The organism is Pseudarthrobacter sp. R1 (assembly GCF_024494415.1).
Taxonomy (GTDB): Bacteria; Actinomycetota; Actinomycetes; order Actinomycetales; family Micrococcaceae; genus Arthrobacter.
Genome location: NZ_JAMKFI010000007.1, coordinates 414,332 through 440,106, shown reverse-complemented (window position 1 = coordinate 440,106; position 25,775 = coordinate 414,332). Strand labels below are relative to the sequence as shown.

At 65.1% G+C, this 25,775-nt stretch carries 17 protein-coding genes; 5 read left to right on the top strand and 12 right to left on the bottom strand.

Translation table 11 applies throughout. The features are described 5' to 3' along the window. Positions 1-41: 41 nt before the first annotated feature. The 5 genes from uvrA to M8J71_RS09825 all read right to left on the bottom strand — a co-directional run bounded on the left by uvrA (position 42) and on the right by M8J71_RS09825 (position 7,915). A complete protein-coding gene (gene uvrA, locus M8J71_RS09845) occupies positions 42-2,966 on the bottom strand; it encodes an excinuclease ABC subunit UvrA (RefSeq protein WP_256247724.1) in 2,925 nt (974 codons plus the stop codon). Positions 2,967-3,013: 47 nt separating this feature from the next. Next, positions 3,014-3,394, bottom strand: a complete 381-nt coding sequence (locus M8J71_RS09840; RefSeq protein ID WP_256247723.1) for a GntR family transcriptional regulator — start codon at positions 3,392-3,394, stop codon at positions 3,014-3,016. Beyond that, the gene (locus M8J71_RS09835; RefSeq protein ID WP_256247722.1) at positions 3,391-5,205 is read right to left on the bottom strand and encodes an ABC transporter ATP-binding protein; all 1,815 of its coding nucleotides are present in this window, start codon (positions 5,203-5,205) and stop codon (positions 3,391-3,393) included. Before M8J71_RS09835 ends, M8J71_RS09840 begins: the two co-directional genes overlap by 4 nt. After that, positions 5,202-6,974, bottom strand: a complete 1,773-nt coding sequence (locus M8J71_RS09830) for an ABC transporter ATP-binding protein (RefSeq protein WP_256247721.1) — start codon at positions 6,972-6,974, stop codon at positions 5,202-5,204. The genes M8J71_RS09835 and M8J71_RS09830 overlap by 4 nt, the downstream gene beginning before the upstream one ends. A 161-nt stretch (positions 6,975-7,135) precedes the next feature. Further along, positions 7,136-7,915, bottom strand: coding sequence for a trans-aconitate 2-methyltransferase (locus M8J71_RS09825; protein WP_256247720.1), 780 nt, complete (start codon positions 7,913-7,915; stop codon positions 7,136-7,138). Between the two features lie 97 nt (positions 7,916-8,012). On the opposite strand from M8J71_RS09825, the gene M8J71_RS09820 reads away from it, so the two are divergent. The 3 genes from M8J71_RS09820 (at position 8,013) to M8J71_RS09810 (ending at position 12,519) form a co-directional block, all read left to right on the top strand. Beyond that, complete coding sequence (locus M8J71_RS09820; RefSeq protein ID WP_256247719.1) at positions 8,013-10,559, top strand: DEAD/DEAH box helicase; 2,547 nt, start codon at positions 8,013-8,015, stop codon at positions 10,557-10,559. Between the two features lie 69 nt (positions 10,560-10,628). Beyond that, entirely contained in the window at positions 10,629-11,183 is a 555-nt protein-coding gene (locus tag M8J71_RS09815; protein ID WP_256247718.1) for a GNAT family N-acetyltransferase, read from the top strand. Then, positions 11,176-12,519 (top strand): alpha/beta fold hydrolase, encoded by a 1,344-nt coding sequence (locus M8J71_RS09810; RefSeq protein WP_256247717.1) that lies wholly within the window; start codon positions 11,176-11,178, stop codon positions 12,517-12,519. The genes M8J71_RS09815 and M8J71_RS09810 overlap by 8 nt, the downstream gene beginning before the upstream one ends. Positions 12,520-12,533: 14 nt before the next feature. Here M8J71_RS09810 and M8J71_RS09805 read toward each other — a convergent pair whose 3' ends face one another. From M8J71_RS09805 to coaE, 4 genes are all read right to left on the bottom strand, one after another. Then, positions 12,534-13,907, bottom strand: coding sequence for an MFS transporter (locus M8J71_RS09805; protein WP_256247715.1), 1,374 nt, complete (start codon positions 13,905-13,907; stop codon positions 12,534-12,536). 111 nt (positions 13,908-14,018) lie between these two features. Continuing rightward, positions 14,019-15,047, bottom strand: a complete 1,029-nt coding sequence (locus M8J71_RS09800; protein ID WP_256247714.1) for a TerC family protein — start codon at positions 15,045-15,047, stop codon at positions 14,019-14,021. 203 nt (positions 15,048-15,250) lie between these two features. Beyond that, positions 15,251-17,347 carry an excinuclease ABC subunit UvrB gene (uvrB, locus tag M8J71_RS09795; protein WP_256247713.1) on the bottom strand — a complete coding sequence of 699 codons (2,097 nt, stop codon included), beginning with the start codon at positions 17,345-17,347 and terminating at the stop codon, positions 15,251-15,253. Positions 17,348-17,428: 81 nt separating this feature from the next. Further along, positions 17,429-18,643 (bottom strand): dephospho-CoA kinase, encoded by a 1,215-nt coding sequence (gene coaE / locus M8J71_RS09790; protein WP_256247711.1) that lies wholly within the window; start codon positions 18,641-18,643, stop codon positions 17,429-17,431. A 71-nt stretch (positions 18,644-18,714) separates the two neighbouring features. Between coaE and M8J71_RS09785 the strand changes: the two genes are divergently transcribed. Together M8J71_RS09785 and M8J71_RS09780 are read left to right on the top strand one after the other, a co-directional pair. Then, on the top strand, positions 18,715-19,404 hold the full coding sequence (locus tag M8J71_RS09785) for an IMPACT family protein (protein WP_256247710.1): 690 nt from the start codon (positions 18,715-18,717) through the stop codon (positions 19,402-19,404). Continuing rightward, the gene (locus M8J71_RS09780) at positions 19,388-19,891 is read left to right on the top strand and encodes a GNAT family N-acetyltransferase (protein ID WP_256247708.1); all 504 of its coding nucleotides are present in this window, start codon (positions 19,388-19,390) and stop codon (positions 19,889-19,891) included. Before M8J71_RS09785 ends, M8J71_RS09780 begins: the two co-directional genes overlap by 17 nt. 114 nt (positions 19,892-20,005) lie before the next feature. Here M8J71_RS09780 and rpsA read toward each other — a convergent pair whose 3' ends face one another. From rpsA to polA, 3 genes are all read right to left on the bottom strand, one after another. Further along, on the bottom strand, positions 20,006-21,484 hold the full coding sequence (gene rpsA / locus M8J71_RS09775; protein ID WP_013600871.1) for a 30S ribosomal protein S1: 1,479 nt from the start codon (positions 21,482-21,484) through the stop codon (positions 20,006-20,008). A gap of 213 nt (positions 21,485-21,697) precedes the next feature. Next, positions 21,698-22,996 (bottom strand): GNAT family N-acetyltransferase, encoded by a 1,299-nt coding sequence (locus M8J71_RS09770; protein ID WP_256247707.1) that lies wholly within the window; start codon positions 22,994-22,996, stop codon positions 21,698-21,700. 13 nt (positions 22,997-23,009) lie between these two features. Then, a complete protein-coding gene (gene polA / locus M8J71_RS09765; protein ID WP_374114834.1) occupies positions 23,010-25,652 on the bottom strand; it encodes a DNA polymerase I in 2,643 nt (880 codons plus the stop codon). Positions 25,653-25,775: the final 123 nt, after the last annotated feature.

The window sequence follows — 25,775 nt, the reverse complement described above, 5'->3', positions numbered from 1 at the left end:
ATGCCTGAAACTCGCATACCTGCCACGGAATACTTCGCTCCTTAGGGCAGGATTTCTGCGAGGAAAGTGGCAGTGTGGCTGGTGGTGGACTTGGCGAGCTGTTCGGGTGTACCGGCAGCGACGATCTGGCCGCCTCCCGAGCCGCCGTCCGGACCGAGGTCAACAATCCAGTCGGCACTCTTGATGACGTCCAGGTTGTGTTCGATGGTGATCACCGTGTTGCCTTTATCCACCAGGCCCTGCAGGACCATCAGCAGCTTGCGGATGTCCTCGAAGTGGAGGCCCGTAGTGGGCTCGTCCAGGACATAGACGCTGCGGCCGTTCGAACGCTTCTGCAGTTCTGCCGCCAGCTTGACGCGCTGGGCCTCGCCGCCGGACAGCGTGGTGGCCGGCTGGCCGAGACGGACGTAGCCCAGGCCAACGTCCACCAGGGTGTTCAGGTGGCGTGCAATCGGGGAGAAGGCGGCGAAGAACTCCGCGCCCTCCTCGATGGGCATGTTGAGCACGTCCGCGATGGTCTTGCCCTTGTAATGCACTTCCAGGGTCTCGCGGTTGTACCGGGCGCCGTGGCACACCTCGCACGGAACGTAGACGTCCGGCAGGAAGTTCATTTCGATCTTCAGTGTGCCGTCGCCGGAGCATGCTTCGCAGCGCCCGCCCTTGACGTTGAAGGAGAACCGGCCCGGAAGGTAGCCGCGGACCTTCGCTTCGGTGGTCTCCGCGAAAAGCTTGCGGATGTTGTCGAAGACGCCGGTGTACGTGGCCGGGTTGGAGCGCGGCGTACGGCCGATGGGGCTCTGGTCAACGTGCACCACCTTGTCCAGGTGTTCCAGTCCCTGGACGGTCTTATGCCGCCCGGCTACCTGCTTGGCGCCGTTAAGTTTGTTGGCCAGCACTTTGTACAGGATCTCGTTCACAAGCGTCGACTTGCCGGAACCGCTCACGCCGGTAACGGCGGTGAAGAGGCCCAGCGGGAACGCGGCGTCTACGTTGACCAGGTTGTTTTCCCGTGCGCCGATCACCTTCAGTTCACGCTTCTTGTCGTACTTCCGGCGCTTCTTCGGAACGTCGATTTTCTTGCGCCCGGACAGGTAGTCACCGGTCAGTGACGCGGTGTTTTCCAGCAGCTCCTTGTAGGAGCCGGAGTGGACCACCTGGCCGCCGTGCTCGCCGGCACCGGGTCCGATGTCCACCACCCAGTCCGCCACGTGGATGGTGTCTTCGTCATGCTCAACGACGATGAGCGTGTTGCCCATGTCCCGCAGCCGGGTGAGGGTGTCGATCAGGCGCCGGTTGTCGCGCTGGTGCAGCCCGATGGAGGGTTCGTCGAGGACATACAGGACACCCACCAGGCCGGAGCCGATCTGGGTGGCAAGCCGGATGCGCTGGGCTTCACCGCCGGAGAGCGTGGCGGACGGCCTTTCCAGGTTCAGGTATTCCAGACCGACGTCGAGCAGGAAGGTCAGCCGGGCCTGGATTTCCTTGAGCACCTGGTGCGCGATCTGGGCCTCACGGCCGGTGAGCACGAGGTTGTTCAGGAATTCGGCGCAGTCGCGCATGGGGAGGGCGGCGACGTCGGCAATGGACTTGCCGTTGATCAGCACCGACAGGGAAGCCGGGTTGAGCCGGGCGCCGTTGCAGGCGGGGCAGGGGATCTGCCGCATGTACTCTTCGTAGCGGTCGCGTGCCCAGTCTGAATCCGTCTCGCCGTGCTTGCGGTGGACGTACTGGATTGCACCTTCAAAGCCGGTGCTGTACTTCCGTTCCCGCCCGAACCGGTTGCGGTACTGCACAACAACCTTGTGGTCCTTGCCGTGCAGCACCGTCTGGCGGACGTCGCTGCCCAGCTTCTCCCATGGGGTTTCCATGGAGAAGCCGAGTTCCTTGGCCAGTCCTTCCAGGAGCCTGTTCCAGTATTCAGTGGTGGCAGTCCCCAGGGACCAGGGCGCGATGGCGCCTTCGGACAGGGAGAGTTCCGGGTTGGGGACGATGAGTTCCTCGTCCACCTCCAGCTTGGTACCGATGCCGCTGCAGGCCGCGCAGGCGCCGAAAGGGTTGTTGAAGGAGAACGACCGGGGCTCGATTTCGTCGATGGCCAGCGGGTGTTCGTTCGGGCACGCCAGGTTCTCGGAGAACGCCCGGAGCCGGTGGGGATCGTCCGCCTCCAGGTCCACGAATTCGGCGAGGACCCGGCCCTCGGCGAGGCCAAGGGCGGTTTCGACGGAGTCGGTAAGCCGCTGGCTGATGCCTTCCTTGACCACCAGGCGGTCCACAACAACCTCGATGGTGTGCTTAAACTGCTTGCCCAGCTTTGGCGGGTCGTTCAGCTGGACCAGGTTTCCGTCCACGCGGGCCCGGGAGTAACCCTTGGCGGTCAGTTCCTTGAAGAGGTCGACAAATTCCCCCTTCCGGCCGCGTACCACCGGGGCGAGGACCTGGAAGCGGGTGCCCTCGTCCAGCTCGAGGAGCTGGTCAACGATCTGCTGCGGTGTCTGCTTGGCCACAGGCTCTCCACATACCGGGCAGTGCGGCCGGCCGACACGCGCCCAGAGCAAACGCATGTAGTCGTAGATCTCGGTGATGGTTCCCACCGTAGAGCGGGGGTTCTTGCTGGTGGACTTCTGGTCGATCGAGACGGCCGGTGACAGCCCCTCGATGAAGTCGACGTCGGGCTTGTCCACCTGCCCGAGGAACTGCCGGGCGTAGGCGGAGAGCGATTCGACGTAGCGGCGCTGGCCCTCGGCAAAAATGGTGTCGAAGGCGAGGGAGGACTTGCCCGAGCCGGACAAACCGGTGAAGACGATCATGGCGTCACGCGGCAGGTCCAGATCCACGTTGCGCAGGTTGTGCTCCCGGGCACCCTTGACAACGAGGCGGGAAAGGTCCGGGCGCTTCGGCGGCGCGGACTGGGCTACGGCGACTTCAACGGATTGGATGGCAGATTCTTCAGCTACGGCTTTAGGCACCCACTAATGCTAATCGAAAACTTCTTCGAACATCCACGCGGCAGCCCTCAGCCGCCGTCGTACGCTGCTGCCAGGAGCTGCACCGCCTCGGCGAACGACGCACCCTGGGCCTTGGCCGCGGCAGCATAGGCTGCGGCAGCCTCGGAAAGTCCACCGAGACGTTCATCACGCGCGCACACCACCGTGCCGTTCCTCCCACGCGTGGCCACGACGCCGGCCGCCTCGAGCTCCTTGTATGCCCTGGCCACCGTATGCGGGGCGACGTCCAAACTCTCCGCGAGGGCCCTCACAGCGGGCAGGCGCGTGCCCGGCGGCAGCTTCCCCCCGTCTGCCAGATGAATGACCTGGAGCCTCAGCTGCTCGAACAGCGGTACCGAGCTGGCCGCTTTCGGCTTCCATGATCCCGGAAAGCCGGCCGCCGCGCTCAAATGCCGGCCTCGAGCACGCCGGGCCGTCCCGCCTGCCGCGCGAACTGGGCATTGTAAAGCCTGGTGTAGTAACTGTTCGCGGCCAGGAGGTCCTGGTGGCTGCCCTGCTCGACGATGCGTCCGTGGTCCATGACCACGATTAGATCAGCGTCACGCACGGTGGACAAACGGTGCGCAATAACAAAGCTGGTCCTGCCGCGGCGCAACCGCTGCATTGCCTGGCGGATCAGCAGCTCTGTCCTTGAATCCACTGAACTCGTTGCTTCATCGAGGATCAACACCGACCGTCCGGCCAGCTGCGCCCTGGCGATGGTGATCAGCTGCCGCTGGCCCTGGCTCAGCCCGTCGCCGCCGTTCTCCAGCACGGTGTCGTACCCGTGGGGCAGGGACCTGACGAAGCGGTCCACGTAGCTGGCCTCCGCCGCCGCCAGGATCTCGGCTTCCGTTGCACCGGGGTTTCCATAGGCGATGTTCTCCCGGATGGTGCCCGCGAAGAGCCACGCGTCCTGCAGCACCACACCGAACTGTTCCCGCAGGAGGTCCCGGGGGATGGCCGCGATGTCCGTCCCGTCGATGGTGATCCGTCCTGAACGTGGTTCGCAGAACCGCAGCAGGAGGTTGATGACGGTGCTCTTGCCCGCACCGGTGTGCCCAACAATCGCCACCGTCCGGCCAGGCTCCACCGCAAAGGTAAGGTTTCGGACCGCTGGCGCTGCCTTTTGATAACCGAACGTCACGTCATCGAAAACGATGCGTCCGGGCGTCGCGGCCACTTCACCCGCTGCCGGCGGATCGGCGGGCTCCTCCCCCGCATCCAGCAAGGCGAAAACACGGGCTGCGGAAGCCGCGCAGGACTGCATGAGGTTCAGCATGCCTCCGATCTGGCCAACAGGCTGGGTAAAAAGCCTGCTGAACTGGATGAAGGCCTGGATGCCACCGATGGTCATGGCACCGGCGATCACCTGGAGGGCCCCGACCACTGCCACGGCGATGTAGTTGAGGTTGGACATCAGGACCATCAGTGGCTGCACAACCCCGGCTGAATACTGTGCCCTGGTGGCGGCGCGTGCGAGCCGCTCGTTGCTCCGGGCGAAGACTTCCGCTGCCTGTGACTGCTGCCCAAACGCCTTGATGACCTCGTGGCCGGTGACGAACTCTTCCACGTGTGCATTCAGTTCGCCGGTTTCGGTCCACTGCCGGGCGAACTGGGCCTGGGACTTCCTGGCCACGAGCACGGTAATGAGGGTGGAAAAGGGAACCGTCGCGATCGCAATTGCAGCCAGCAGCGGCGATATCCACAGCATCATGGCCAGCGAACCGCACAGCATGAGGAAGGACATGATCAGTTGTGTCAGGAGCTGGTTCAGCGCCTGGGTGATGTTGTCGATGTCGTTGGTCGCACGGCTCAGGACATCGCCCCTGGAGCGTTCCCGGAAGTAGTGCACCGGCAGCCGGTGCAGTTTTTCCTCCACTGACTCCCGCAGTCCGTACATCAGGCCCTGCACCGAGTGGGCGGATAATGCGCCTTGGATCCAGTTGAAAAGGGAAGCGCAGGCATACATTAGCGCCACGGCCCCGAGGAGGACTCCGAGCCCTTCCTGGTCCAGGGCGCCGCGGAGGACGCCTTCAACCACGACGTCGGTGGCGTCACCGAGATACTTGGGCGCGGCGACGTTCAGCCCCGCGAAGGCGCAGGTGGCGGCAACCGCGCCCAGCATGCGCAGGCGAAAGGGCCGCAGCAAGGCTAGAAGCCGGCGTGCCGTGGGCCAGAACCTTTCCGGAGTCTGCTCGACGGCGGTTGCCTCCGTCATGGGCGTCCGTCCAGTGCCAACTGGGACTCGGCTATTTCCCGGTAGGTGGAGGATGTTTCCAGCAACTCCTGGTGTGTTCCCTGCCCGACGACCCGGCCGCCGTCGAGCACCAGGATCAGGCCCGCGTCTTCAACGGCAGAAATACGCTCGGCGACCACTATGACCGTGGCGGCGGCCAGCCTGGTCTGCAGGGCCTGCCTCAGCCTGGTGTCCGTGTCATAGTCGAGAGCCGAAAAACTGTCGTCAAACAGGTACAGGGAAGTCTTGCGGAGCAGGGCGCGGGCAATGCACAGCCGCTGCCGCTGGCCTCCCGAGAGGTTGGTGCCGCCCTGGCCAAGGGGCGTGGCAAGTCCCAGCGGCAAGTCCCGCATAAAGCGCATGGTCTGGGCAGTTTCAAGGATCTCCCAGAGTTCCTCGTCCGTTGCGTCCGGGGCAGCGATGCGAAGGTTGTCGGCGATGGTGCCGGTGAAAAGGTGCGAGTGCTGGGGAACTATTGCCATGGAGGCGCGCAGATTCTCCAGGGAAGCGTCCTTGATGTCTACGCCCCCCAGGCTGATGCTTCCGGCTGTGGAGTCAAGGAAGCGCGGGATCAGGTTGAGGAGGGTGGACTTCCCGCTGCCGGTAGAGCCAACGATCGCCGTCGTGGTGCCCGGACGTGCCGTGAAGCTGATGCCGGCAAGGACGGGCACCTCTGCACCGGGATAGGAGAAGCCCACTTCGCTGAACGCCAGGGTCCCGGGAGGCACGGTGCCCGCGGGGTGGACGGCAGGGCCAGTCGCGGGACTGTCTCCGGTCTTTGGGTGAAGGGGTTTTGGGTCCAGTGGTTCCCGTACTGACGGCTCCATGTCCAGGACAGCGCTGATCCGCTCCGCGCAGACCGCTGCGCGCGGCGCCGTCATCAGGACGTACATCGACATCATGATGGCCACCAGGATCTGCAGGATATAGGCGATGAACGCTGTCAGGGCCCCGATGTTCATCAGGCCGGCCTGGATCCGGTGCCCTCCGAACCACACCACAGCCACCGAGGAAATGTTGACCACCAGCATGACCAGCGGAAGCATGCCGGCCACCAGCAGCGCGGACTGAAGGTTATTGGCAGTGAGGCTGCTGTTGACCCGGGCGAAGCGGCGCACCTCACGGTCCTGGCGGACAAAGGACCGGATCACACCGGCGCCGATGATCTGTTCACGAAGGATTCCGCCGGCGCGGTCCAGCAGATCCTGCCCTTCCCGGTAGAGCGGGATCAGCCTCCGGACAATGAGGTACATAATCAGCAGGAGCAGCGGCACAATGACGATCACCACCGATGACAGCGCCACGTCCTGCTGCAGGGCCAGGACCACGCCCCCCACCCCCATGGCCGGCCCGGCCACCAGCATGGTGAACACGAGCACAGCGAACGCCTGGACCTGCTGGGTGTCGTTGGTGGCACGGGTGGTCAGGCTTTGGGTCCCGAAAACCGCAACGTCCTGGGAGGACAGCGACTGGATCCTGGCAAAGATTTCCCCCCGCAGCTGTTGCCCCATCCTCATGGCAACAACCGCGCCGAGGTATCCCGCTGCCACGGCGGCCGCCGCCTGGAGAATCGCGATCACGGCCATCACCGCGCCCAGGCGGGAGATCACATCGGTCTGGCCAGTAACGATTCCGTCGTCAATGATCGCGGCGTTGACTGTGGGCAACAGGAGGTTCGCCGCGGCCTGTACCAGCTGCAGGAGGACGATGGCGGTCACGGCGGGCTTATGGTCCGCCAACAGCCGCCTCATTAATGCAATCAGCACCATACCTCCACTGCGGTCAGGGAAGCCGCCATAGGCGGTAGCGGCCTCCCCCAACGGCCCATCCCGCAATTGTAAGCCACATCACTTACGCGGTGTGTCACACGCCATGACGCCTTTGTAGAGAACATCCAGCGAATGGACGGTCCTCAACCGTTCCTGCGCCCAACTGCGAAAATCCTTCGGAAGGGAAAGACGGTACCGTGCGGGCCAGCCGGGTACGCCTTCCGAAGGGCTGCGGCATATTCGGCCTCGAAGTCGGCGCCCTCCTCCGCCGGCAGAACCGCCAGGACGGGCCGCAAGGCGGTACCCCGGACCCACTCCAGGACCGGATCCGGGCCGGGCAGCACCTGCTGGTAAGTGGTCTCCCAGGCGTCCGCCGCGAAGCCGGCGTCAAGCAGTATGCGAAGGTAGTCCGCGGGTTCACCCACCGACTCGCCGCCCCGCAGCACCCCCCGGAGCTTGGGCGCCCACCGGGAGGACCCGGCGAGCTCCCTCATCAGTGCGTGGGACGGTGCGTTGAAGTTTCCTGGAACCTGCATGGCAAACCATGAGCCCGGACGGAGCGCCGCCAGCCAGGAACGCATCATGTCCTGGTGGCCGGGAACCCACTGCAGGGCCGCATTGCTTACCACTACCCCGGTTTCCGCGGATGGCATCCACTCAGTTATGTCCATGAGCGCAAACCGCAGCGAGGGCGTTCCCTGGGCAACGGACTCGGCTTTGGCCAGCATCTCGGCCGAGGAATCCAGCCCGACGACGTCGGCTTCAGGCCAGCGCTCGGCGAGGGTGGCTGTGAGGTTTCCCGGCCCGCATCCCAGGTCAACTACCTGCGCCGGCGACTCGGCGTCCACCCTGCCCGTCAGGTCGAAGAACGGCCGATCCCGGTGATCGCCGAACTGGACGTATTTTGCCGGATCCCATTTCATGTCATCTGTCTCCACGTTCTGGTGCTGCAGGTACGCCGAAGCCTAACCCTTCAGGTGGCGGATTACCGGCCTCGTCAGGGCACTAAGCTGGAAATCAATGAAACTCGTTGACCAGCTGCCCCTTCTGCCCGCCCGGGACCTGCCCGCTTCCGCCGCCGATCCTGACGCCCTGTACACCCGGTTCGTTGAGTGGACGGAAAGCCGGGGACTGGAGTTGTACCCCGCGCAGGACGAAGCAATTATGGAGCTGGCTACGGGGGCCAACGTCATCCTGGCCACTCCCACCGGTTCCGGAAAGTCCCTTGTGGCCATTGCCGCCCACTTCCAGGCCATGGCCCAGGGCCGGCGCAGCTATTACACGGCGCCGATCAAGGCGCTGGTTTCGGAAAAGTTTTTTGCCCTCTGCGAGATTTTCGGTGCCGAGAACGTGGGCATGATCACCGGCGATTCCGGTGTCAACCAGGACGCCCCCATCATCTGTTGTACGGCCGAGATCCTGGCCAACACGGCGCTCCGCGAAGGGGCTGCAGCGGAGCTGGGCTCGGTGATCATGGACGAGTTCCACTTCTACTCGGACCCTCAGCGCGGCTGGGCATGGCAGGTGCCGCTGCTGGAGCTCCCCCAGGCACAATTCCTCCTGATGTCCGCCACCCTGGGGGACGTCAGCAGGTTTGAAGAAGGACTGACCGACCTGACCGGACGGCCCACCACCACGGTGAGCTCGGCGGAGCGGCCCATTCCGCTGCATTACTACTACCACGAGACCCCTGTCCACGAGACGCTCGAGGAACTGCTCTCCACGAAGCAGGTGCCGGTGTATGTGGTGCACTTCAGCCAGATCGAGGCGATCGACCGCGCGCAGACGCTGATGAGCATCAACGTCTGCACGCGCGAGGAGAAGGACAGGATCGCCGAGCTGATCGCCAACTTCCGTTTCGCCGCCGGTTTCGGCAAGACGCTCAACCGCCTGGTACGCCACGGCATCGGTGTGCACCACGCGGGCATGCTGCCGAAATACCGCCGGCTGGTGGAACAGCTGGCGCAGGCAGGCCTCCTGAAAGTTATCTGCGGCACGGACACCCTGGGCGTGGGCATCAACGTGCCCATCCGGACCGTGCTCCTGACCGCCCTGAGCAAGTACGACGGCGTCCGCACCAGATTGCTCAACCCGCGTGAGTTCCACCAGATTGCCGGCAGGGCCGGCCGGGCAGGTTACGACACCGCCGGGACCGTGGTGGTCCAGGCCCCCGAGCATGTCACGGAGAACGTCAAGGCGATGGCCAAGGCCACCGCCAAGTTCGGAGACGACCAGAAGAAGCTGCGCCAGGTGGTGAAGAAAAAGCCGCCGGAGGGCTTTGTGTCCTGGGGCGAACCTACATTCAAGCGGCTGGTCGAATCGGTGCCGGAACCGCTCACTTCCAGCTTCACCGTGACGCACGCCATGCTGATGAACCTGATGGAACGGCCCGGCGACCCCTTTGCCGCAGCCCGCCGCCTCCTGACCGAAAACCACGAGTCCCGGTCCTCGCAGCTGCAGCTCATGAAGAAGGCCCTGGGCATCTATCGTGAGCTGCTGGCCGCCGAGGTGGTGGAGCGCATCCCGCCCGAACAGCAGGGGCCCGACGGCCGTACTGTCCGCCTTACCGTCCACCTGCAGCCCAACTTCGCACTGAACCAGCCGCTGTCCCCCTTCGCACTGGCCGCGCTGGAGCTCCTTGACCCGGAGTCGCCGTCGTACGCCCTGGATGTGGTGTCCGTGATCGAGGCGACGCTGGAAAAGCCGCGCCAGATCCTGTCCGCCCAGCAGAAAAAGGCCCGGGGTGAAGCAATAGCGGCCATGAAGGCGGACGGCATCGAGTACGACCAGCGCATGGCGATGCTGGAGGAAGTGACGTACCCGCAGCCCCTGGCCGGGATCCTGAGCGAAGCCTTCGAGGTGTACCGCAAGGCCGCTCCGTGGGTGGGCGATTTCGAGCTGGCGCCAAAATCCGTGGTGCGGGACATGTACGAGCGTGCCATGAACTTCGGCGAGTTCGTGCAGTTCTACGGCCTGGCCCGCTCGGAAGGCATCGTCCTGCGATACCTGGCGGATACCTTCAAGGCCCTGCGGCAGACAGTGCCGCAGGACATGCTGCGGGAAGACCTGGAAGACCTCAACGCGTGGCTGGGTGAACTGGTCCGCCAGGTTGACTCCAGCCTGCTGGACGAGTGGGAGGAACTGACCTCGGGCGCGGCCCCCACCCCGCATGATGCACCGCCGCCTCCGCCGCCGTCGCTCACCTCCAACATCCGCGCCTTCCGGGTGATGGTCCGCAATGAGATGTTCCGGCGGGTGGAGCTGTTCGCGGATGAGGACGCCGCAGCCCTGGGGGAACTGGACGGCGGTGCAGGCTGGGACGCCGACCGCTGGGAAGACGTCCTGGACGACTACTTCGACGAACACGACGACATCGGCACGGGCCTGGACGCCCGCGGCCCCGGACTGCTCATCATCACCGAGGAGCCCCGAGTGTGGAAGGTCCGGCAGATCTTTGACGACCCAGCCCGGAACCACGACTGGGGAATCTCCGCCGAGGTGGACCTGGAAGCCTCGGATGAAACCGGAACCGCCGTGGTGCGCGTGACGGACGTGAACCGGCTCTGACAGTCCCCGCCGCCCCGCTTTGGGAGGTGGGCTGACAGCGGCGGCACGGTCCGGCGGTAAGCTCGAACAATGAGTGTAATCCGCCCTGCAACCCCGCACGACGTCCCCGCGATCCTCCGCATGATCCATGAACTGGCGCACTATGAGAAGGAACCGGACGCAGTCCGCAACACCCCTGAGATGCTGCAGCACGTTCTCTTCGGCGAGAACCCGCGGGTCTTTGCGGCCATGGCTGAGAACGATCACGGCGACGTCCGCGGCTTTGCCCTGTGGTTCCTGAACTACTCAACGTGGGAAGGTGTCCACGGGATCTACCTGGAGGACCTCTACGTCAGCCCGGAGGCGCGGGGCGAGGGGCACGGGAAGGCGCTGCTGCAGCACCTGGCCGGCATCGCCGTCGAGAACGGCTACGCGAGGGTGGAGTGGAGCGTGCTGGACTGGAACGAGCCGTCCATCAACTTCTACCGCCGCCTGGGCGCCCGTCCCATGGACGGCTGGTCCACCTTCCGCCTCACCGGCCAGGCCCTCGAGCAGTTCGGCAGCGCTGGGCAGTTCGGCAGCGCTGGGCAGTTCGGCGGCGCTGAGCAGTTCGGCAGCGCTGTGCAGGCCACCGCCAATGGCTGACGTCGAGGTGGCCGCTACGCGCAGGCAGGTGCGGCACGAGGTTCGGGCCCGGCATGAATTCCGCGGCATGCGAACGGTTGAACACTTCTTTACGGTGCCATTGGACCATTTCGCCTCCTCCCCCGATCCGGAAACCATCACGGTATTCGCCCGCGAATACGTTTCGGCCTCACACAGCGAGGAGGAAGCCGCGGAGCTGCCGTGGCTGCTGTTCCTGCAGGGCGGTCCGGGCGGCCGCGGCAACAGGTTCGGTTCGCTGGGCGGCTGGAGCAAGGCCGCCGCAAAGGACTTCCGGATCCTGATGCTGGACCAGCGCGGCACCGGGCTGTCCACTCCCCTTGACCGTAACACCCTGCCCCAGCGCGGCACGGCGCAACAGCAGGCCGCCTTCCTGGAGCACTTCCGCGCTGATTCGATTGTGGCCGACGCCGAACTGATCCGGGGTGCACTGGGCTCGGGTCCCTGGAGCATCTACGGGCAGAGCTATGGCGGCTTCTGCGCGCTCACCTACCTCTCGTTTGCCTCCGAAGGCCTTCGTGAGGTGCTCATCACCGGTGGGCTTGCCCCGCTGACCGGCTCCGCTGACGACGTATACCGTGCCACCTTCAAGCGCGTGGCTGCGCGGAACGCGGAATACTTCGGCTGGTACCCCGAGGACCGGGCCACGGTTGAACGGGTTGCGCGCCATCTGCGGAGCACCCCGGAGTTCCTGCCCGACGGCAGCCACCTCAGCGTGGAGCGCTTCCAGATGGCGGGGGCGTTCCTGGGCGGCAACACCAGGGTGGACAGCCTGCACTACCTGCTGGAGGATGCGTTCATCGAGTCGGCCGGGGGCAGCAGGCTTTCGGATCCTTTCCTGGAACAGATGCAGGGGATCGTGTCCCGCCGCTCCAACCCGTTGTATGCCCTGATGCATGAGTCCATCTACGGGCAGGGCGGGGCCACTGACTGGTCTGCCTGGCGGGTACTGCGTGAGTTTCCGGAGTTCGGGCCGGACGCGGATCCGCTGCTGCTCACCGGCGAAATGGTGTACCCGTGGTACTTCGACCAGGACCCCGCGCTGCGGCCCCTGCGTGAAGTGGCAGGGCTGCTGGCAGCGAAGCCGGACTGGAAACCCCTCTACGACGTCAATCAACTGGCCGCCAACACTGTTCCCGTAGCCGCGGCCGTGTACTCGGATGACATTTACGTGGACCGGAACCTGTCCCTGGAGACGGCGTCGGCCGTCCACGGATTGCAGGTGTGGGAGTCGAGGGACTTCCATCACGACGGAATCGCCGATGACGGTGAGGGGATCTTTGCCCGCCTGCTGGGCATGGCGCGCGCCGGCACCTGACGTTTGCGCCTTAGCTAGGGCACCAGCGTCCCCCGGCGGCGCGCCATAACCGTTACCGCTGCCGCGGCCAATACGGCCACTCCCACCAGGGCTCCTGCCATGTTCAGCCCCAGGTAGCCGGCCTGGCTCAGCACCAGGCCGGACATGGCGCCGCCAAGTGCGCCGGCGATCCCCATGAGCATGTCCGAAACACCTTGGACCACCACACGGGAGTCCTGGCCGACGCTCTCAGCCAGGAGCGTGGAGCCGGAGATAGTGGACGCGGACCAGCCCAGGCCCAGCAGCACCAGCCCCACGGCCACTGCGACGGTGGAGTCCTGGCCGAAGCCGGCAACGGCGACGGCGGTGATCAGCAGGCCGAAGCCGATCATGATGGTTTCGGTCCTGCCTGCCTTGTCGGTCAGCCAGCCCATCACCGGTGACAGCGCAAACATACCCGCGATATGCAGCGAGATGGTGAATCCGATGATCACCAGCACATCGCCCGACGCCGTGTGGCCGGCATCTGACGCTGCCGGCCCTTCGACGAGGTGCTGCAGGTGCAGCGGCGTCATGGACATAACACCCACCATGACGGCGTGGGCCGCGACGACTGCGGACACGGCGAGCAGTGCCATCCGGGAACTGCGGATGGCCCGCATCCCCCGGGCCAGGGACCCGCCTGGCCGGATTGAAGGGGCCGGGACGCGCAAAGTTTCGGCCTGGGTACTCCCCGGAACTGGAGAGACTGCTTGGGCGGGAGCCGCCGCGGCTGCGAGGCTGCGTGCGAGCAGCAGGGGGTCGGGCCTCAGGCCGGTGAAGAGCAGCACGGTGGCCACGAGGAGCCCGGCCCCGGAGATCACGAACGGACCAGCGACGGGCGGCAGGCCGAGCGCCTCGCCCACCACGGTGCCGGGCTGGATCAGGTTGGGCCCGGCCACCGCGCCGACTGTCACTGCCCAGACCACCGTGGACAGCGACCGTCCCCGGTGTTCGGCGTCTGCGAGGTCTACGGCGGCAAACCGCGCCTGCAGGCTTGCGGCAGTACCAACTCCGATACCGGCCGCACCAAGCACCAGCAGGAAGAAGACGCCCCAAACAATGGACAGCACCATCAGCAGGGTGCCCAGCAGTGCGGCCGAGAGTCCGGCCACCTGGCCGATCCGGCGTCCGCGGCGGTCAGCCAGGGACGCAAGGGGCAAGGCAGCCAGTGCGGCGCCCAACGTCATTACCGTAGCGACGGCACCCGCCCACGCGCTTGATCCTGAGAGCTCGACGGCCAGGATGGAACCAATGGAAACGGTGGCCCCGGTTCCGATCCCGCCAAAAACCTGGGCTGCACTCAGCAGCACCACGGTGCGGCGTTGCACCTGGCGCACTCCGCTTTCCGTCATCAAAGTGCCGGCCATGATCAGAGCTTAGTCCTCGGCGCCGGGCTCCCACAGGGGTCAAATTTAAAGCCACGATCCCGGCCGCTCGCCAGCGGCCGGGATCGTGGGGTGAAGCAGGGGCGGCAGTGACTAGTCGACGTCGCTGTGGCTCTTGCGTACGTCTTCTTCGAGGCGCGGATCCAGGTGGGTTTCCTTCGCCTTGGAGCTGAGCAGGCTGGCAACCACTGCGATGATGATGGTGCCAACGATGACCGCCAGGGACACAAAGGTGGGGATCTCGGGAGCCCATTCGATGTTCTGGCCGCCGTTGATGAACGGCAGTTCGTTGACGTGCATTGCGTGCAGGACCAGCTTGACGCCGATGAACGCCAGGATGAAGGACAGTGCGTGCTTCAGGTAGATCAGGCGGTTCATCAGGCCACCCAGCAGGAAGTACAGCTGGCGCAGGCCCATCAGGGCGAACAGGTTCGCCGTGAAGACGATGAACGGGCTCTGGGTCAGGCCGAAGATTGCGGGGATGGAATCAACGGCGAAGAGCAGGTCCGTGAGGCCGATGGTGATGAACACGATCAGCATCGGGGTGAAGACCCTCTTGCCGTCCACCGTGGTGCGCAGCTTGCCGCCGTCGAACTTCTCGGACATGGGGATGACCTTGCGGATCTTGGCGATCAGCGGGTTCTCCCGGTCTTCTTCGTCTTCGCCTTCGTCCTGGGCCTGCTTCCAGGCGGTCCAGAGCAGGAAGGCGCCGAAGATGTAGAACACCCAGCTGAACTGTTCGATCACGATGGCGCCGAGCAGGATGAAGATGCCGCGCAGGATCAGGGCGATGATGATGCCCACCATCAGCACTTCCTGCTGGTACTTCCGGGGTACGGAGAACCTGGCCATGATGATGATGAAGACAAACAGGTTGTCGATGCTGAGGCTGTATTCCGTCACCCAGCCGGCGACGAACTGCCCGCCGTATTCAGGGCCGGTGAAGGCGAACATGGCGCCGGCGAACAACAGTGCCAGGCTGACGTAGAACGCCACCCACAGTCCGGCTTCCTTCATGGAAGGTTCGTGGGGGCGGCGCACCACGAGGAGAAGGTCGATCAGGAGGATCAGGCCGAGGACGACAAGGGAGCCGACCTCGAACCAAACGGGCAATTCGAGCACAGGGTAGCCTTTCGCAGGGTACAGAGATGCAGTGTAAGTCTCTCCGGCCTGCCTGTGCACTTGGTGCTGATGCGGCGGCCCGCTACGCCCGGCGGGGCAACCATGCCCTGCGTGTTGACGATCGTAGCGCTCGGGATACTCCCCTACGTGGCATTAACTGTACCCCAGGCCGGTACCCAGTCACGTCATTGATGGCGTTTGCGTCAGGCGTGCCCGGCGGCCCGCATCTGGCGCAGTTCCTTTTTCAGCTCGCTGACTTCGTCCCTGATCCGCGCTGCCACCTCGAACTGCAGCTCGGCAGCGGCCCCGTGCATCTGTTCCGTCAGCTGTTCGATCAGGCCCACCAGGTCCTCTGCCGGTGCGGCGGCGAGGCCGTCGGAGCGCACCTGGGCGGCACCCTTTGCAGCGGCCTTCCGTTTGCCGCCCTTGGCCAGGCGGTTGTTTTTGAGCAGCTCCTGGGTGTCGGCATCTTCCCGGGCAAGTTGGTCGGTGATGTCGGCGATCTTTTTCCGCAGCGGCTGCGGGTCCACGCCGTTTTCGGTGTTGTAGGCCACCTGGATGGCACGGCGCCGGTTGGTTTCCTCGATGGCGTGCGCCATGGAGTCCGTGATCCGGTCGGCATACATGTGCACCTGGCCGGACACGTTTCGTGCAGCACGGCCGATGGTCTGGATCAGGGACGTGGAGGACCGCAGGAAGCCTTCCTTGTCCGCGTCCAAGATGCTGACCAGGGAGACTTCCGGAAGGTCCAGGCCTTCACGGAGCAGGTTGATGCCCACCAGCACGTCGAAACTGCCCATCCGCAGTTCACGCAGCAACTCCACCCGGCGCAGCGTATCGACGTCGGAGTGCAGGTACTCCACTTTGATGCCGTGGCCCAAAAGGTAGTCCGTGAGGTCCTCGGCCATGCGCTTGGTGAGGGTGGTGACAAGGACACGCTCATCCTTTTCCACCCGGGTCCTGATTTCGCCGAGGAGATCGTCGATCTGCCCCTTGGTGGGCTTGACGATGACTTCGGGGTCGATCAGGCCGGTGGGCCGGATGATCTGCTGGACAGTCCCGTCCGCTTTGCCCAGCTCGTATTTGCCGGGTGTGGCGGAAAGGTAGACGGTCTGGCCGATGCGTTCCAGGAACTCGTCCCACTTCAGGGGCCGGTTGTCCATGGCGGACGGCAACCGGAAGCCGTGGTCCACCAGGGTCCGCTTGCGGGACATATCCCCTTCGTACATGGCGCCGATTTGTGGGATGGTCACGTGAGATTCGTCCACCACCAGCAGGAAGTCGTCCGGGAAGTAGTCGATAAGGCAGTGCGGAGCGGTGCCGCCGCCGCGGCCGTCGATGTGGCGCGAGTAGTTTTCGATGCCATTGCAGAAGCCCATCTGCTGCATCATCTCGAGGTCGTAGGTGGTGCGCATGCGGAGGCGCTGCGCTTCCACCAGCTTGTTCTGCCCCTCCAGCACGGCCAGCCGTTCGGCGAGCTCATCCTCGATGGCCTTGATGGCGCGGGTCATCCGTTCCGGTCCGGCCACGTAGTGCGACGCGGGGAAAACGTACATCTCGGTTTCCTCGCGGATCACTTCGCCCGTCACCGGATGCAGCGTGTAGATGTTCTCCACTTCGTCGCCGAAGAACTCGATCCGCAGGGCCAGTTCCTCATACATCGGGATGATCTCGACCGTATCGCCGCGCACCCGGAAGGTGCCGCGGTGGAAGTCCATGTCATTGCGGGTGTACTGCATGGAAACGAATTTCCGCAGGAGCGCGTCCCGGTTCATCTCCTGGCCCCTGCGGAGGGTGACCATGCCGGCGATGTATTCTTCCGGGGTGCCCAGGCCGTAGATGCAGGAGACCGTGGCCACCACGATGACGTCCCGCCGGGTCAGCAGGGCGTTGGTTGCGGAGTGCCGCAGCCGCTCCACTTCCTCATTCACGGAGGAGTCCTTCTCGATGAAGGTGTCCGTCTGCGGTACGTAGGCTTCCGGCTGGTAGTAGTCGTAATACGAAACGAAGTACTCCACCGCGTTGTTGGGCAGGAGCTCACGGAATTCGTTGGCTAACTGCGCCGCGAGGGTCTTGTTCTGGACCATCACCAGGGTGGGCCGCTGGACCTGTTCGATCAGCCACGCCGTGGTAGCGCTTTTGCCGGTACCGGTGGCGCCGAGCAGCACTACGTCCTTCTCGCCGTTCTTGATCCGCTCCGTCAGCTCCGCAATTGCGGCTGGCTGGTCCCCGGCAGGCTTGAACTCGCTGATGACCTCGAAGGGGGCTACAACACGGTTGATCTCCTGCGCAAGGCTCATGAATCTAATTTACCGTGGGGCACCGACACTGGGAGGGCACGTCCGTTACGGGCGAACAGCCGCCAGATCATTGGACCGGCCTCAGGATGGGTACGACGGCGGGGTCCACCCGGTTTCCTCCGCCCAGGCGGACATTCGCGGCCACGCAACATCCGTGAACCACGGCTCCTTGGCCTCGGCATACGCCCTGGTGGTGGCCGAGCCCGCAAAACGCCCGGCAAGGTCTGCCTTGTGCGCTGCGTACAGCCGGAGCGCCGCCGGGTCATCCCGCAACCAGTCCCGGAACATCAGGGCGTAACGCCAGCCAGGCGAACCGGCAACGCGGACGTGGATATTGACCGGCCGGGCGGGGTCGGCGTTGGCGTGGAACCGTTTTTGCCACTGCCGGGGATCCGGGTCTGTCGGTTTGGGCGTATCGGACCCGGCGCCTGGCACCAGGGGGAAACCGGCTTCCGCCAGCAGTGGCACAGCAGTGTCAGCAGCATCCAGGCCGGACACCGCAACCTGCAGGTCGATAACGTCCTTCGCGGCCAGCCCGGGGACGGACGTTGAGCCGATGTGGTCCACTGCCAGGATGAGTGCAGGCGCCGCCGTCGTCAGCCTTGCCGCGATCCTGGCCGCCTGCTTCGCCCACTCCTCCCGGTACGGTTCCACGACAGGCCCGCCATTCCTCGCCGCGCGCCTCCCGGCAGCCAGGTTCCGGGCAAAAGGTACCAACCGCCCGTCCCAGAGTTCGTCCACCTGCTTCGCCAGGTCCTCCAGGCTGCCCGAATTGTCGAGGACGACGTCGGCTGCAGCCAAACGATCTTCCCGGCTCGCCTGGGCATTCATGCGTGATTGGGCGGCCTCCCGGGTCATGCCCCGCTGGTCAAGCATCCGCTGCACCCGCACGTCGTCAGGTGCATCCACAACCAGGACGAGGTGGAAATTACTGCCCTGGCCGGTTTCCACGAGCAACGGGATGTCCTGCACCACCACGGCATCCACGGCAGCCGCTTCGACCATGGCCGCGGCGCGGGCACGGACCAGCGGGTGGACGATCCCGTTCAGCGTCGCGAGGCGCGCAGAATCCCCAAACACCAGGGCACCGAGTTTTGGCCGGTCCAGCCGGCCGTCAGCGCCCAGGACCTCGTCGCCGAACTCAGCCACGATCCGCTGCAGGCCTTCCGTCCCGGGTTCCACCACCTCCCGTGCCAGCGCGTCGGCATCCACCAGCACTGCTCCGCGTTCCCTTAGCCGGGAGGCGACCACTGACTTTCCTGAGGCGATCCCGCCCGTCAAACCGATCTTCAGCACTCCACCACACTATTCCCTTGCCGCCCCTTCCCTCATGGGCCGCGGCCGATGCCGCAACTAGACTGGGGCGGATGCACGAGCCAGACAGCAGGACCACCACCTACACCACCCTGGCGTCCGGTCCGGACTTCCGCCACGAGATCGAGATCAAACGCTCCAGGTTCATCACTGTGCTGCGCCGGGCGGACAGCGAGGAAGCCGCGAGGGACCTGGTGGCCGGCCTCCGCCGCGAGTTCCACGACGCCCGGCACCACTGCTCGGCCTTCCTTCTCGGGCCCGACCGGGACATCCAGCGCTCCAGCGACGACGGCGAACCCTCCGGTACGGCCGGCATCCCCATGCTTGAGGCCCTGGCTAAAAGGGAAACCTCGCCCGGACTGGCCGACCTCAGCGACGTGAGCGCCGTCGTCGTGCGTTACTTCGGCGGGATCCTCCTGGGAGCGGGCGGACTGGTACGGGCGTATTCGGAATCAGTGTCCTCTGCGCTTTCCCTGGCGCCCATGGTGCGCCGCAGCAGGTTGCGGATCTGCTCTGCGGAAGTGCCGCATGCTGCTGCCGGACGGCTGGAAAACGACCTGCGGGCCGCTGGTTTCGCGATGGCGGAAACCAGCTACGGCGTGCAGCACACTGTCCTGCGGCTGGCGCTGCCGGACGAGCCCGGTGAAATTTCGGCCGCCGCGGAGCGCCTTCAGTCACTCACCGCGGGCAGTGCCGTACTCCAGCCCGAAGGAACGGAGTGGGTGGATGTCCCCTTCCCCTGACGTGTCACTGGTGGACGTGGATGAAGCAGTGCTGGAGCAGCTCCTGGAACTCGCCAAGCGCGACGCCTCCCCGGACGAAGTGGCGCCCCCGCTGGGCGGCCCGGGCTGGAACCTGGAGCGCACGGCGTGGTTCTACAGTTATCACCGCGCCGCCGCCCACGGCCTCGACGGAGATGCCGGGGAAAAGTCGTGGGGCATTCTGGTTGACGGCAGCCTTGCCGGTTCCATCCGCCTCCGCCGCGTTGACTCCGGCAACGGCGTGGCTGCTGCGGACACCGGCATCTGGCTCGGCAGGAGCTTTCGGTCCCGGGGCATCGGAACCGCCGCCCTGCGCCTGGTCCTCGACGTGGCCCGTAACGCCGGCATCTCCGAGGTTACCGCCCGGACCCTCACGGGAAACCTCGGCGCCCAGCGCGTCCTTGCCTCCGCCGGGGCAGTCCTGACGCCCGACGACGACGGGACGGTGAGCGCCGTCGTCGTACTTTAGGTGCTTGGTTGCCCATAAGCACGGCTGCACATCAGTTCCGTTAAAGCAACAGACCCCCTGCCTTGTGGGAAGGGGGTCCGTTGCGTTGGCCCGGAAAGTCCGGGCCGGTGGCAATTAGTTGCCGGTCAGCTTCTCGCGCAGAGCGGCGAGGGCTTCGTCGGATGCAAGCGTACCCGCACCGGCGTTGGACTCAGCAGCAGGCTCCGAGGAGTAGCTGGTGGTGCCGGAATCGCTGTCACCGGACGTTGCGGCAGCAGCGTCGTCAGCAGCGTGCTGGGCAACCTGCTTCTTGTGGGCTTCCCAGCGGGTCTGGGCGTCAGCGTACTGCTGCTCCCAGGCGGCGCGCTGGTTCTCGTAGCCTTCAAGCCACTCGTTGGACTCGGGATCGAAGCCCTCGGGGTACTTGTAGTTGCCCTCTTCGTCGTACTCTGCGGCCATGCCGTACAGAGCAGGATCGAATTCGGTGCTGTCGGCGTCGACACCCTCGTTGGCCTGCTTGAGGGAGAGGGAGATGCGGCGGCGCTCGAGGTCGATGTCGATGACCTTGACGAACAGCTCGTCACCAACGGAGACAACCTGCTCTGCCAGCTCCACGTGGCGCACGGCCAGCTCGGAGATGTGGACCAGGCCTTCGATGCCGTCTTCGACGCGAACGAACGCACCGAACGGAACGAGCTTGGTGACCTTACCCGGAACAACCTGGCCGAGGGCGTGGGTGCGGGCGAAGGTCTGCCACGGATCTTCCTGCGTAGCCTTGAGCGACAGGGAAACACGCTCGCGGTCCAGGTCCACCTCGAGAACCTCGACGGTGACTTCCTGGCCAACCTCGACAACCTCGGACGGGTGGTCGATGTGCTTCCAGGACAGCTCGGAAACGTGAACCAGGCCGTCTACGCCGCCCAGGTCCACGAAGGCACCGAAGTTGACGATGGAGGAAACGACGCCGGGACGGACCTGGCCCTTTTCCAGCTTGTTGAGGAAGGTGGAGCGGACCTCGGACTGGGTCTGCTCGAGCCATGCACGGCGGGACAGGACCACGTTGTTGCGGTTCTTGTCCAGCTCGATGATCTTGGCTTCGATCTGCTGGCCGATGTACGGAGCCAGGTCGCGCACACGGCGCATCTCGACGAGGGATGCGGGCAGGAAGCCGCGCAGGCCGATGTCGAGGATAAGACCACCCTTGACGACCTCGATGACGGTACCGGTGACAACACCGTCTTCTTCCTTGACCTTCTCGATGTCGCCCCAGGCACGCTCGTACTGAGCGCGCTTCTTGGAGAGGATCAGGCGGCCTTCTTTGTCTTCCTTGGTGAGCACCAGTGCTTCGACCTGATCGCCAACGGAGACGACGTCTCCGGGATCAACGTCGTGCTTGATGGACAGCTCGCGGGAGGGGATGACACCTTCGGTCTTGTAACCGATGTCGAGCAGGACTTCATCGCGGTCGACCTTGACGACGGTACCTTCGACGAGGTCTCCGTCGTTGAAGTACTTGATGGTGGCGTCGACTGCTGCGAGGAAGTCCTCAGCGGTACCGATGTCGTTAATGGCGACTACGGGGGTACCGGGCTTCTCGGTGGAGGTGATGGTCATGTAGTAGGGGCTCCGTTGTGGATAGTTAGTTGGTCAGGCGACCACCACTTCCGGGTACTGACCTGGAGGCGGAGCGCGGCGGATTGCCGGGTCATCCTGATTGCGTGGCGTTCAAGTGCGAACCAAAGCTGCGCACACGTAACACACGCCCGTTCATTCTAGTCGCTGCCCGTAACACGGGTCAAAGCGGCCCCCTGCTTCCAGGTGTACGGGTCAGAAGTGCGTGAGGCAGTGTGGTGCCCGCTCGACGGCGAACATTTGCCGGGCCTTCAGCGCGGCGCCGGCCGTCTTCTCCCGGATCCGCCCTGCTGCAGTCAGCGTGACGGGGCAGACGGCGCCCAGGTAGATGGAGGAAAGGGCCGAGACGTCCAGCGCCAGGTCCGCTTCCGCGGTTTCCGGCAGGCGTTCGACGGCGGCCTTGCCGCCATCCACAGCGAGGGCAAAGGTTCCTGCCGCGAGGCCCAGGGAGTCATGGACTTCGAAGACCAGCCGGCCGTCCGCCGGGTAGTGCCTGGCCTCCAGTGCCTTGCCGGCGTCCAGGATGCGGAGCCACAGCATGTCCCGGCTATCCGAGGAGTCGATGCAGCGGGGATCGCTGAGTGCCCATGCCAGCGGGTCATCAATCGGCGCCTCGTCCCAGGAAACCCGCTCCACGAGATCGATGGCGCCCAGGAACTGCCAGAGCTCCAGGTAGGCGTCGTTGCCGGCGGCCACCAGGTCCACCACTTCCACCGTGTACGGTTCGGTGTCCCAGCCGAGGAACTTGTAGGAGACGTAGCCGTCCACGGCTCCGTCGGCCGAGTAGTGCAGGGCCACCTTGACGGCGGGGTCCTCCTTGCCGTCGCGGCCGAGTGATCCCGAGGCGAACTGCCGGTACCACTCCTGCCGTCCGAGGGATCCGGGGGTGAGCTGGTGGACCTGGTCAAAGACCTCGGGCGCGAGCTGCAGCAGGGCCTTGGGATCTGCCACCTCCACGCTGCCCGTGGGTTGGTGCCCCAGGCTGAACCGGGCAGTGGTATCCACCTTCACCGTCCGCTCGAAGCTGGCCACACCGTAGCCGAAGCGCCCGTAGATGGTTCCCTCGGAGGCAGTGAGGGCGGCCATCGCGAGCCCGTCTTCCTTGGCTAGGTGCAGGTCCTCGCTCATCATCCGGCGCAGCAGCCCGCGGCGGCGGTGCGAGGTCCGCACGGTCACTGAGGTGACCAGCCGGGTTTCAAGGGTCCGGCCAAAACCGATGTTCAGGCTCTTGCGGAAGGTGGCAAAGGTGGCCACCGGTACGTCGGCGGGCAGCGAATGTGCCGCGACCTGGCCCGTTTGGTACACGCCTGTTAAGACCCGGCCGTCCGTTTCGTAGGTGGCTAGGGACTTCGCCACGTGCTCGGGCGTCCGGGTGGACTCGTGGAATCCGAAGGCCACCGCCCTGGCCCAGGTCTCCGCCTCGGCATAGCCGTCATTGCCTTCTGACACCGCGCCGAAGCGACGGATCTCATAGTTCCCGCTCAGGTCAGCCATATGCGTAGTTGTCCTAGTGCCCGGCGTCATACCAGCTGGGACCAACACCGATCTGGACCTCCAGCGGGACAGTGAGGTCCGCCGCCGCTGCCATCTGCTCGGTGACGAGCTTTTCCACCGCTGCCCGCTCCCCCGCGGCGACTTCAAGGACCAGTTCGTCGTGGACCTGCAGGAGCATCCGCGATTTCAGGCCCTGCGACCGGAGTTCGGCGTGGACGCCGAGCATGGCGCGTTTAATGATGTCCGCTGCCGAGCCCTGGATGGGGCTGTTGAGGGCGATCCGTTCCGCGTTCTCGCGGAGCTGCCGGTCTGTGCTGGTCAAGTCCGGAAGGTACCGGCGCCGCCCCTCGATGGTTGCCGTATAGCCGTCCACGCGGGCCTGGTCCACCACGCCGCGGAGGTAGTCCCGGACGGCGCCGAACCGGTCGAAATAGTCCTTCATCAGAGTGCGGGCCTCGTCCACGGAGATTTCCAGCTGCTTGGACAGGCCGAAGGAGGTGAGGCCGTAGGCCAGCCCGTAGGACATGGCCTTCACCTTTGAGCGCATGGCACTGGTAACTTCCTCGGTGGGCACGTGGAAGATGTTGGAACCCACGAACCGGTGCAGGTCCTCCCCGTCCTTGTACGCCTGGATGAGGCCGGCATCGCCGGACAGGTGCGCCATGATGCGCATCTCGATCTGGGAGTAGTCCGCGGACAGCAAACACTCATAGCCGTCGCTGACCACAAAGATTCCACGGACGCGGCGTCCTTCCTCGCTGCGGATGGGGATGTTCTGCAGGTTGGGATTGTTGGAGGAAATCCGGCCCGTTGCCGCAACGTTCTGGGCGTAGGTGGTGTGGATGCGGCCGTCCTCGGCCACTGACTTCTTCAGCGACTCCAGCATCTGGCGCAGCTTGGCGGCTTCCCGGTGGGCCATGAGCTGGACCAGGAACTCGTGGCCGGTTTTGTCCAGGAGGTTCTTCAGTGACGCGGCATCGGTGGTGTAGCCGGACTTGATTTTTTTGGTCTTCGGCAGCTGGAGTTCCTCAAACAGCACGGTCTGCAGCTGCTTGGGTGATCCGAGGTTAACCTCGTGGCCGATAGCTGCGAAGGCCTGCTCCTGGGCAGTGTCGATGACCCTGGCGAGGTCGGCGAGCTGTTCGTCCATGCGGCCCATGTCGATTCCGATGCCGGCGAGTTCCATGTCGGCCAGGACGCGGCTGACGGGAAGTTCCAGGGTGGACAGCAGTTCCTCGGCGCGGCGCTCCTTCAGTTCCGCCTCGAAGTAGCGGCTCAGTTCAAGGACGACGGCGGCCGCCTGCACGAGTGCGCCGGCGGCTGCTTCGTCGTCGCCGTCGAAGGACAGCTCCAGCTGGCCGGCTTTGGCGGTGGCGGCGGGGATCCCGACGTTGAGGTGGTGCTGCGCCAGTTCGGCGAGTTCGTAGGTGCGGCGGTCCGGCTGGATGAGGTAGCCGGAGATTGACGTATCGTCCACCACGCCCTCAAGTTCCAGTCCGCGGGAGGTCAGGGCTTTGAGTGCAGCCTTGAACCCGTGCATCACCTTCGGAGCTTCGGGTTCGCGCAACCAGGCGGCCAGGACGTTTTCCGCCTCGGCATCCTGGGCGGCGAGGTCGATGTACGCAGCGGCGCCGTCGCAGACGATGGCCAGCCCGGCAGCGTCCTCCCCGATCCGTCCCGGCACCAGGTCGACGGCGAGGGCGCAGCGCTGGCCCGCGGCCGCCGTCAGGAACTCAGCAAGCTCCGCAGCGCCGGACGGCGTGCTGAACTCGGGAGTCTCGATGCTCGCACGCTCGGGCGCCGGAGTGTTGTCGTCGCCGTACAGGGCGAAGAGCCGGCCGCGGATGGCCTTGAATTCGAGCTGGTCGAACAGGTCCTCAAGGGCTGCCTGGTCCGGGCGGGGCTCGTACAGCTCATCCAGCGTGACGGGAAGTTCCAGGTCCGTGTGCAGCTGGTTCAGGCGGCGGTTGCGCTTGACGGCTTCCACGTTCTCGCGCAGCGCGTCGCCCACCTTCCCGCCGATGGAATCCAGGTTCTCCAGGACGCCCTCCAGCCCGCCGTAGAGGTTGATCCACTTGGCAGCCGTCTTAGGCCCGACGCCAGGCACGCCCGGAAGGTTGTCGGCCGTCTCCCCCACCAGCGCGGCGAGGTCGGAGTAGCGGGCCGGGCTGACGAAGAACTTGGCCTCGATCGCGGCGGCGTCCATCTTGGGAATGTCGCTGACGCCCTTCTTCGGGTAGAGGACAAAAACGTTGTCCGTGATCAGCTGGAAGGCGTCCCGGTCACCGGAGACCAGCAGCACCTCGAAGCCGGCCTTCTCGCCCATGGCGGCAAGGGTGGCAAGGATGTCGTCTGCCTCGTAGCCGGGCATTTTGATGGTCTTGATGCCCCAGGCCTCCATCACCTGGCCAATGAGGTCGATCTGGTTGTTCATCTCGCGGGGAGTCTCGTTCCGGCCGCCCTTGTATTCGCTGTACTCGGCCTTGCGGTGGGTGGACTCATCCGAGACGTCGAAAGCCACGGCGATGTGGGTGGGCTGCTGCTCCTTGATGAGGTTGATCAGCATCGAGGTGAAACCGTGAATGGCGTTGGTGTGCTGCCCGTTCGCAGTGGAGAACTTGTCCGCAGGGAGGGCGAAGAAGGCGCGGAAGGCCATGGAGTGGCCGTCCAGCACCAGCAGCCGCGGCTGGCCGGTGATGGGAACCACAGGGGCGGCAGTGGCCGAAACCGATCCACCGGCCTGGCCCGGCACCGTGTCCTGAACAGCAGCGTCCTCAAG

Bases quoted from the DNA above. Each gene is read 5' to 3' on its own strand.
- M8J71_RS09820 (WP_256247719.1), top strand. From the start codon at position 8,013: ATGAAACTCGTTGACCAGCTGCCCCTTCTGCCCGCCCGGGACCTGCCC.
- M8J71_RS09825 (WP_256247720.1), bottom strand. From the start codon at position 7,915: ATGAAATGGGATCCGGCAAAATACGTCCAGTTCGGCGATCACCGGGAT.
- M8J71_RS09835 (WP_256247722.1), bottom strand. From the start codon at position 5,205: ATGACGGAGGCAACCGCCGTCGAGCAGACTCCGGAAAGGTTCTGGCCC.
- M8J71_RS09830 (WP_256247721.1), bottom strand. From the start codon at position 6,974: ATGAGGCGGCTGTTGGCGGACCATAAGCCCGCCGTGACCGCCATCGTC.
- rpsA (WP_013600871.1), bottom strand. From the start codon at position 21,484: ATGACCATCACCTCCACCGAGAAGCCCGGTACCCCCGTAGTCGCCATT.
- M8J71_RS09780 (WP_256247708.1), top strand. From the start codon at position 19,388: ATGTCCCCTTCCCCTGACGTGTCACTGGTGGACGTGGATGAAGCAGTG.
- M8J71_RS09785 (WP_256247710.1), top strand. From the start codon at position 18,715: ATGCACGAGCCAGACAGCAGGACCACCACCTACACCACCCTGGCGTCC.
- uvrB (WP_256247713.1), bottom strand. From the start codon at position 17,347: ATGAGCCTTGCGCAGGAGATCAACCGTGTTGTAGCCCCCTTCGAGGTC.
- M8J71_RS09770 (WP_256247707.1), bottom strand. From the start codon at position 22,996: ATGGCTGACCTGAGCGGGAACTATGAGATCCGTCGCTTCGGCGCGGTG.
- M8J71_RS09810 (WP_256247717.1), top strand. From the start codon at position 11,176: ATGGCTGACGTCGAGGTGGCCGCTACGCGCAGGCAGGTGCGGCACGAG.
- polA (WP_374114834.1), bottom strand. From the start codon at position 25,652: ATGGCCTTCCGCGCCTTCTTCGCCCTCCCTGCGGACAAGTTCTCCACT.
- M8J71_RS09805 (WP_256247715.1), bottom strand. From the start codon at position 13,907: ATGGCCGGCACTTTGATGACGGAAAGCGGAGTGCGCCAGGTGCAACGC.
- M8J71_RS09815 (WP_256247718.1), top strand. From the start codon at position 10,629: ATGAGTGTAATCCGCCCTGCAACCCCGCACGACGTCCCCGCGATCCTC.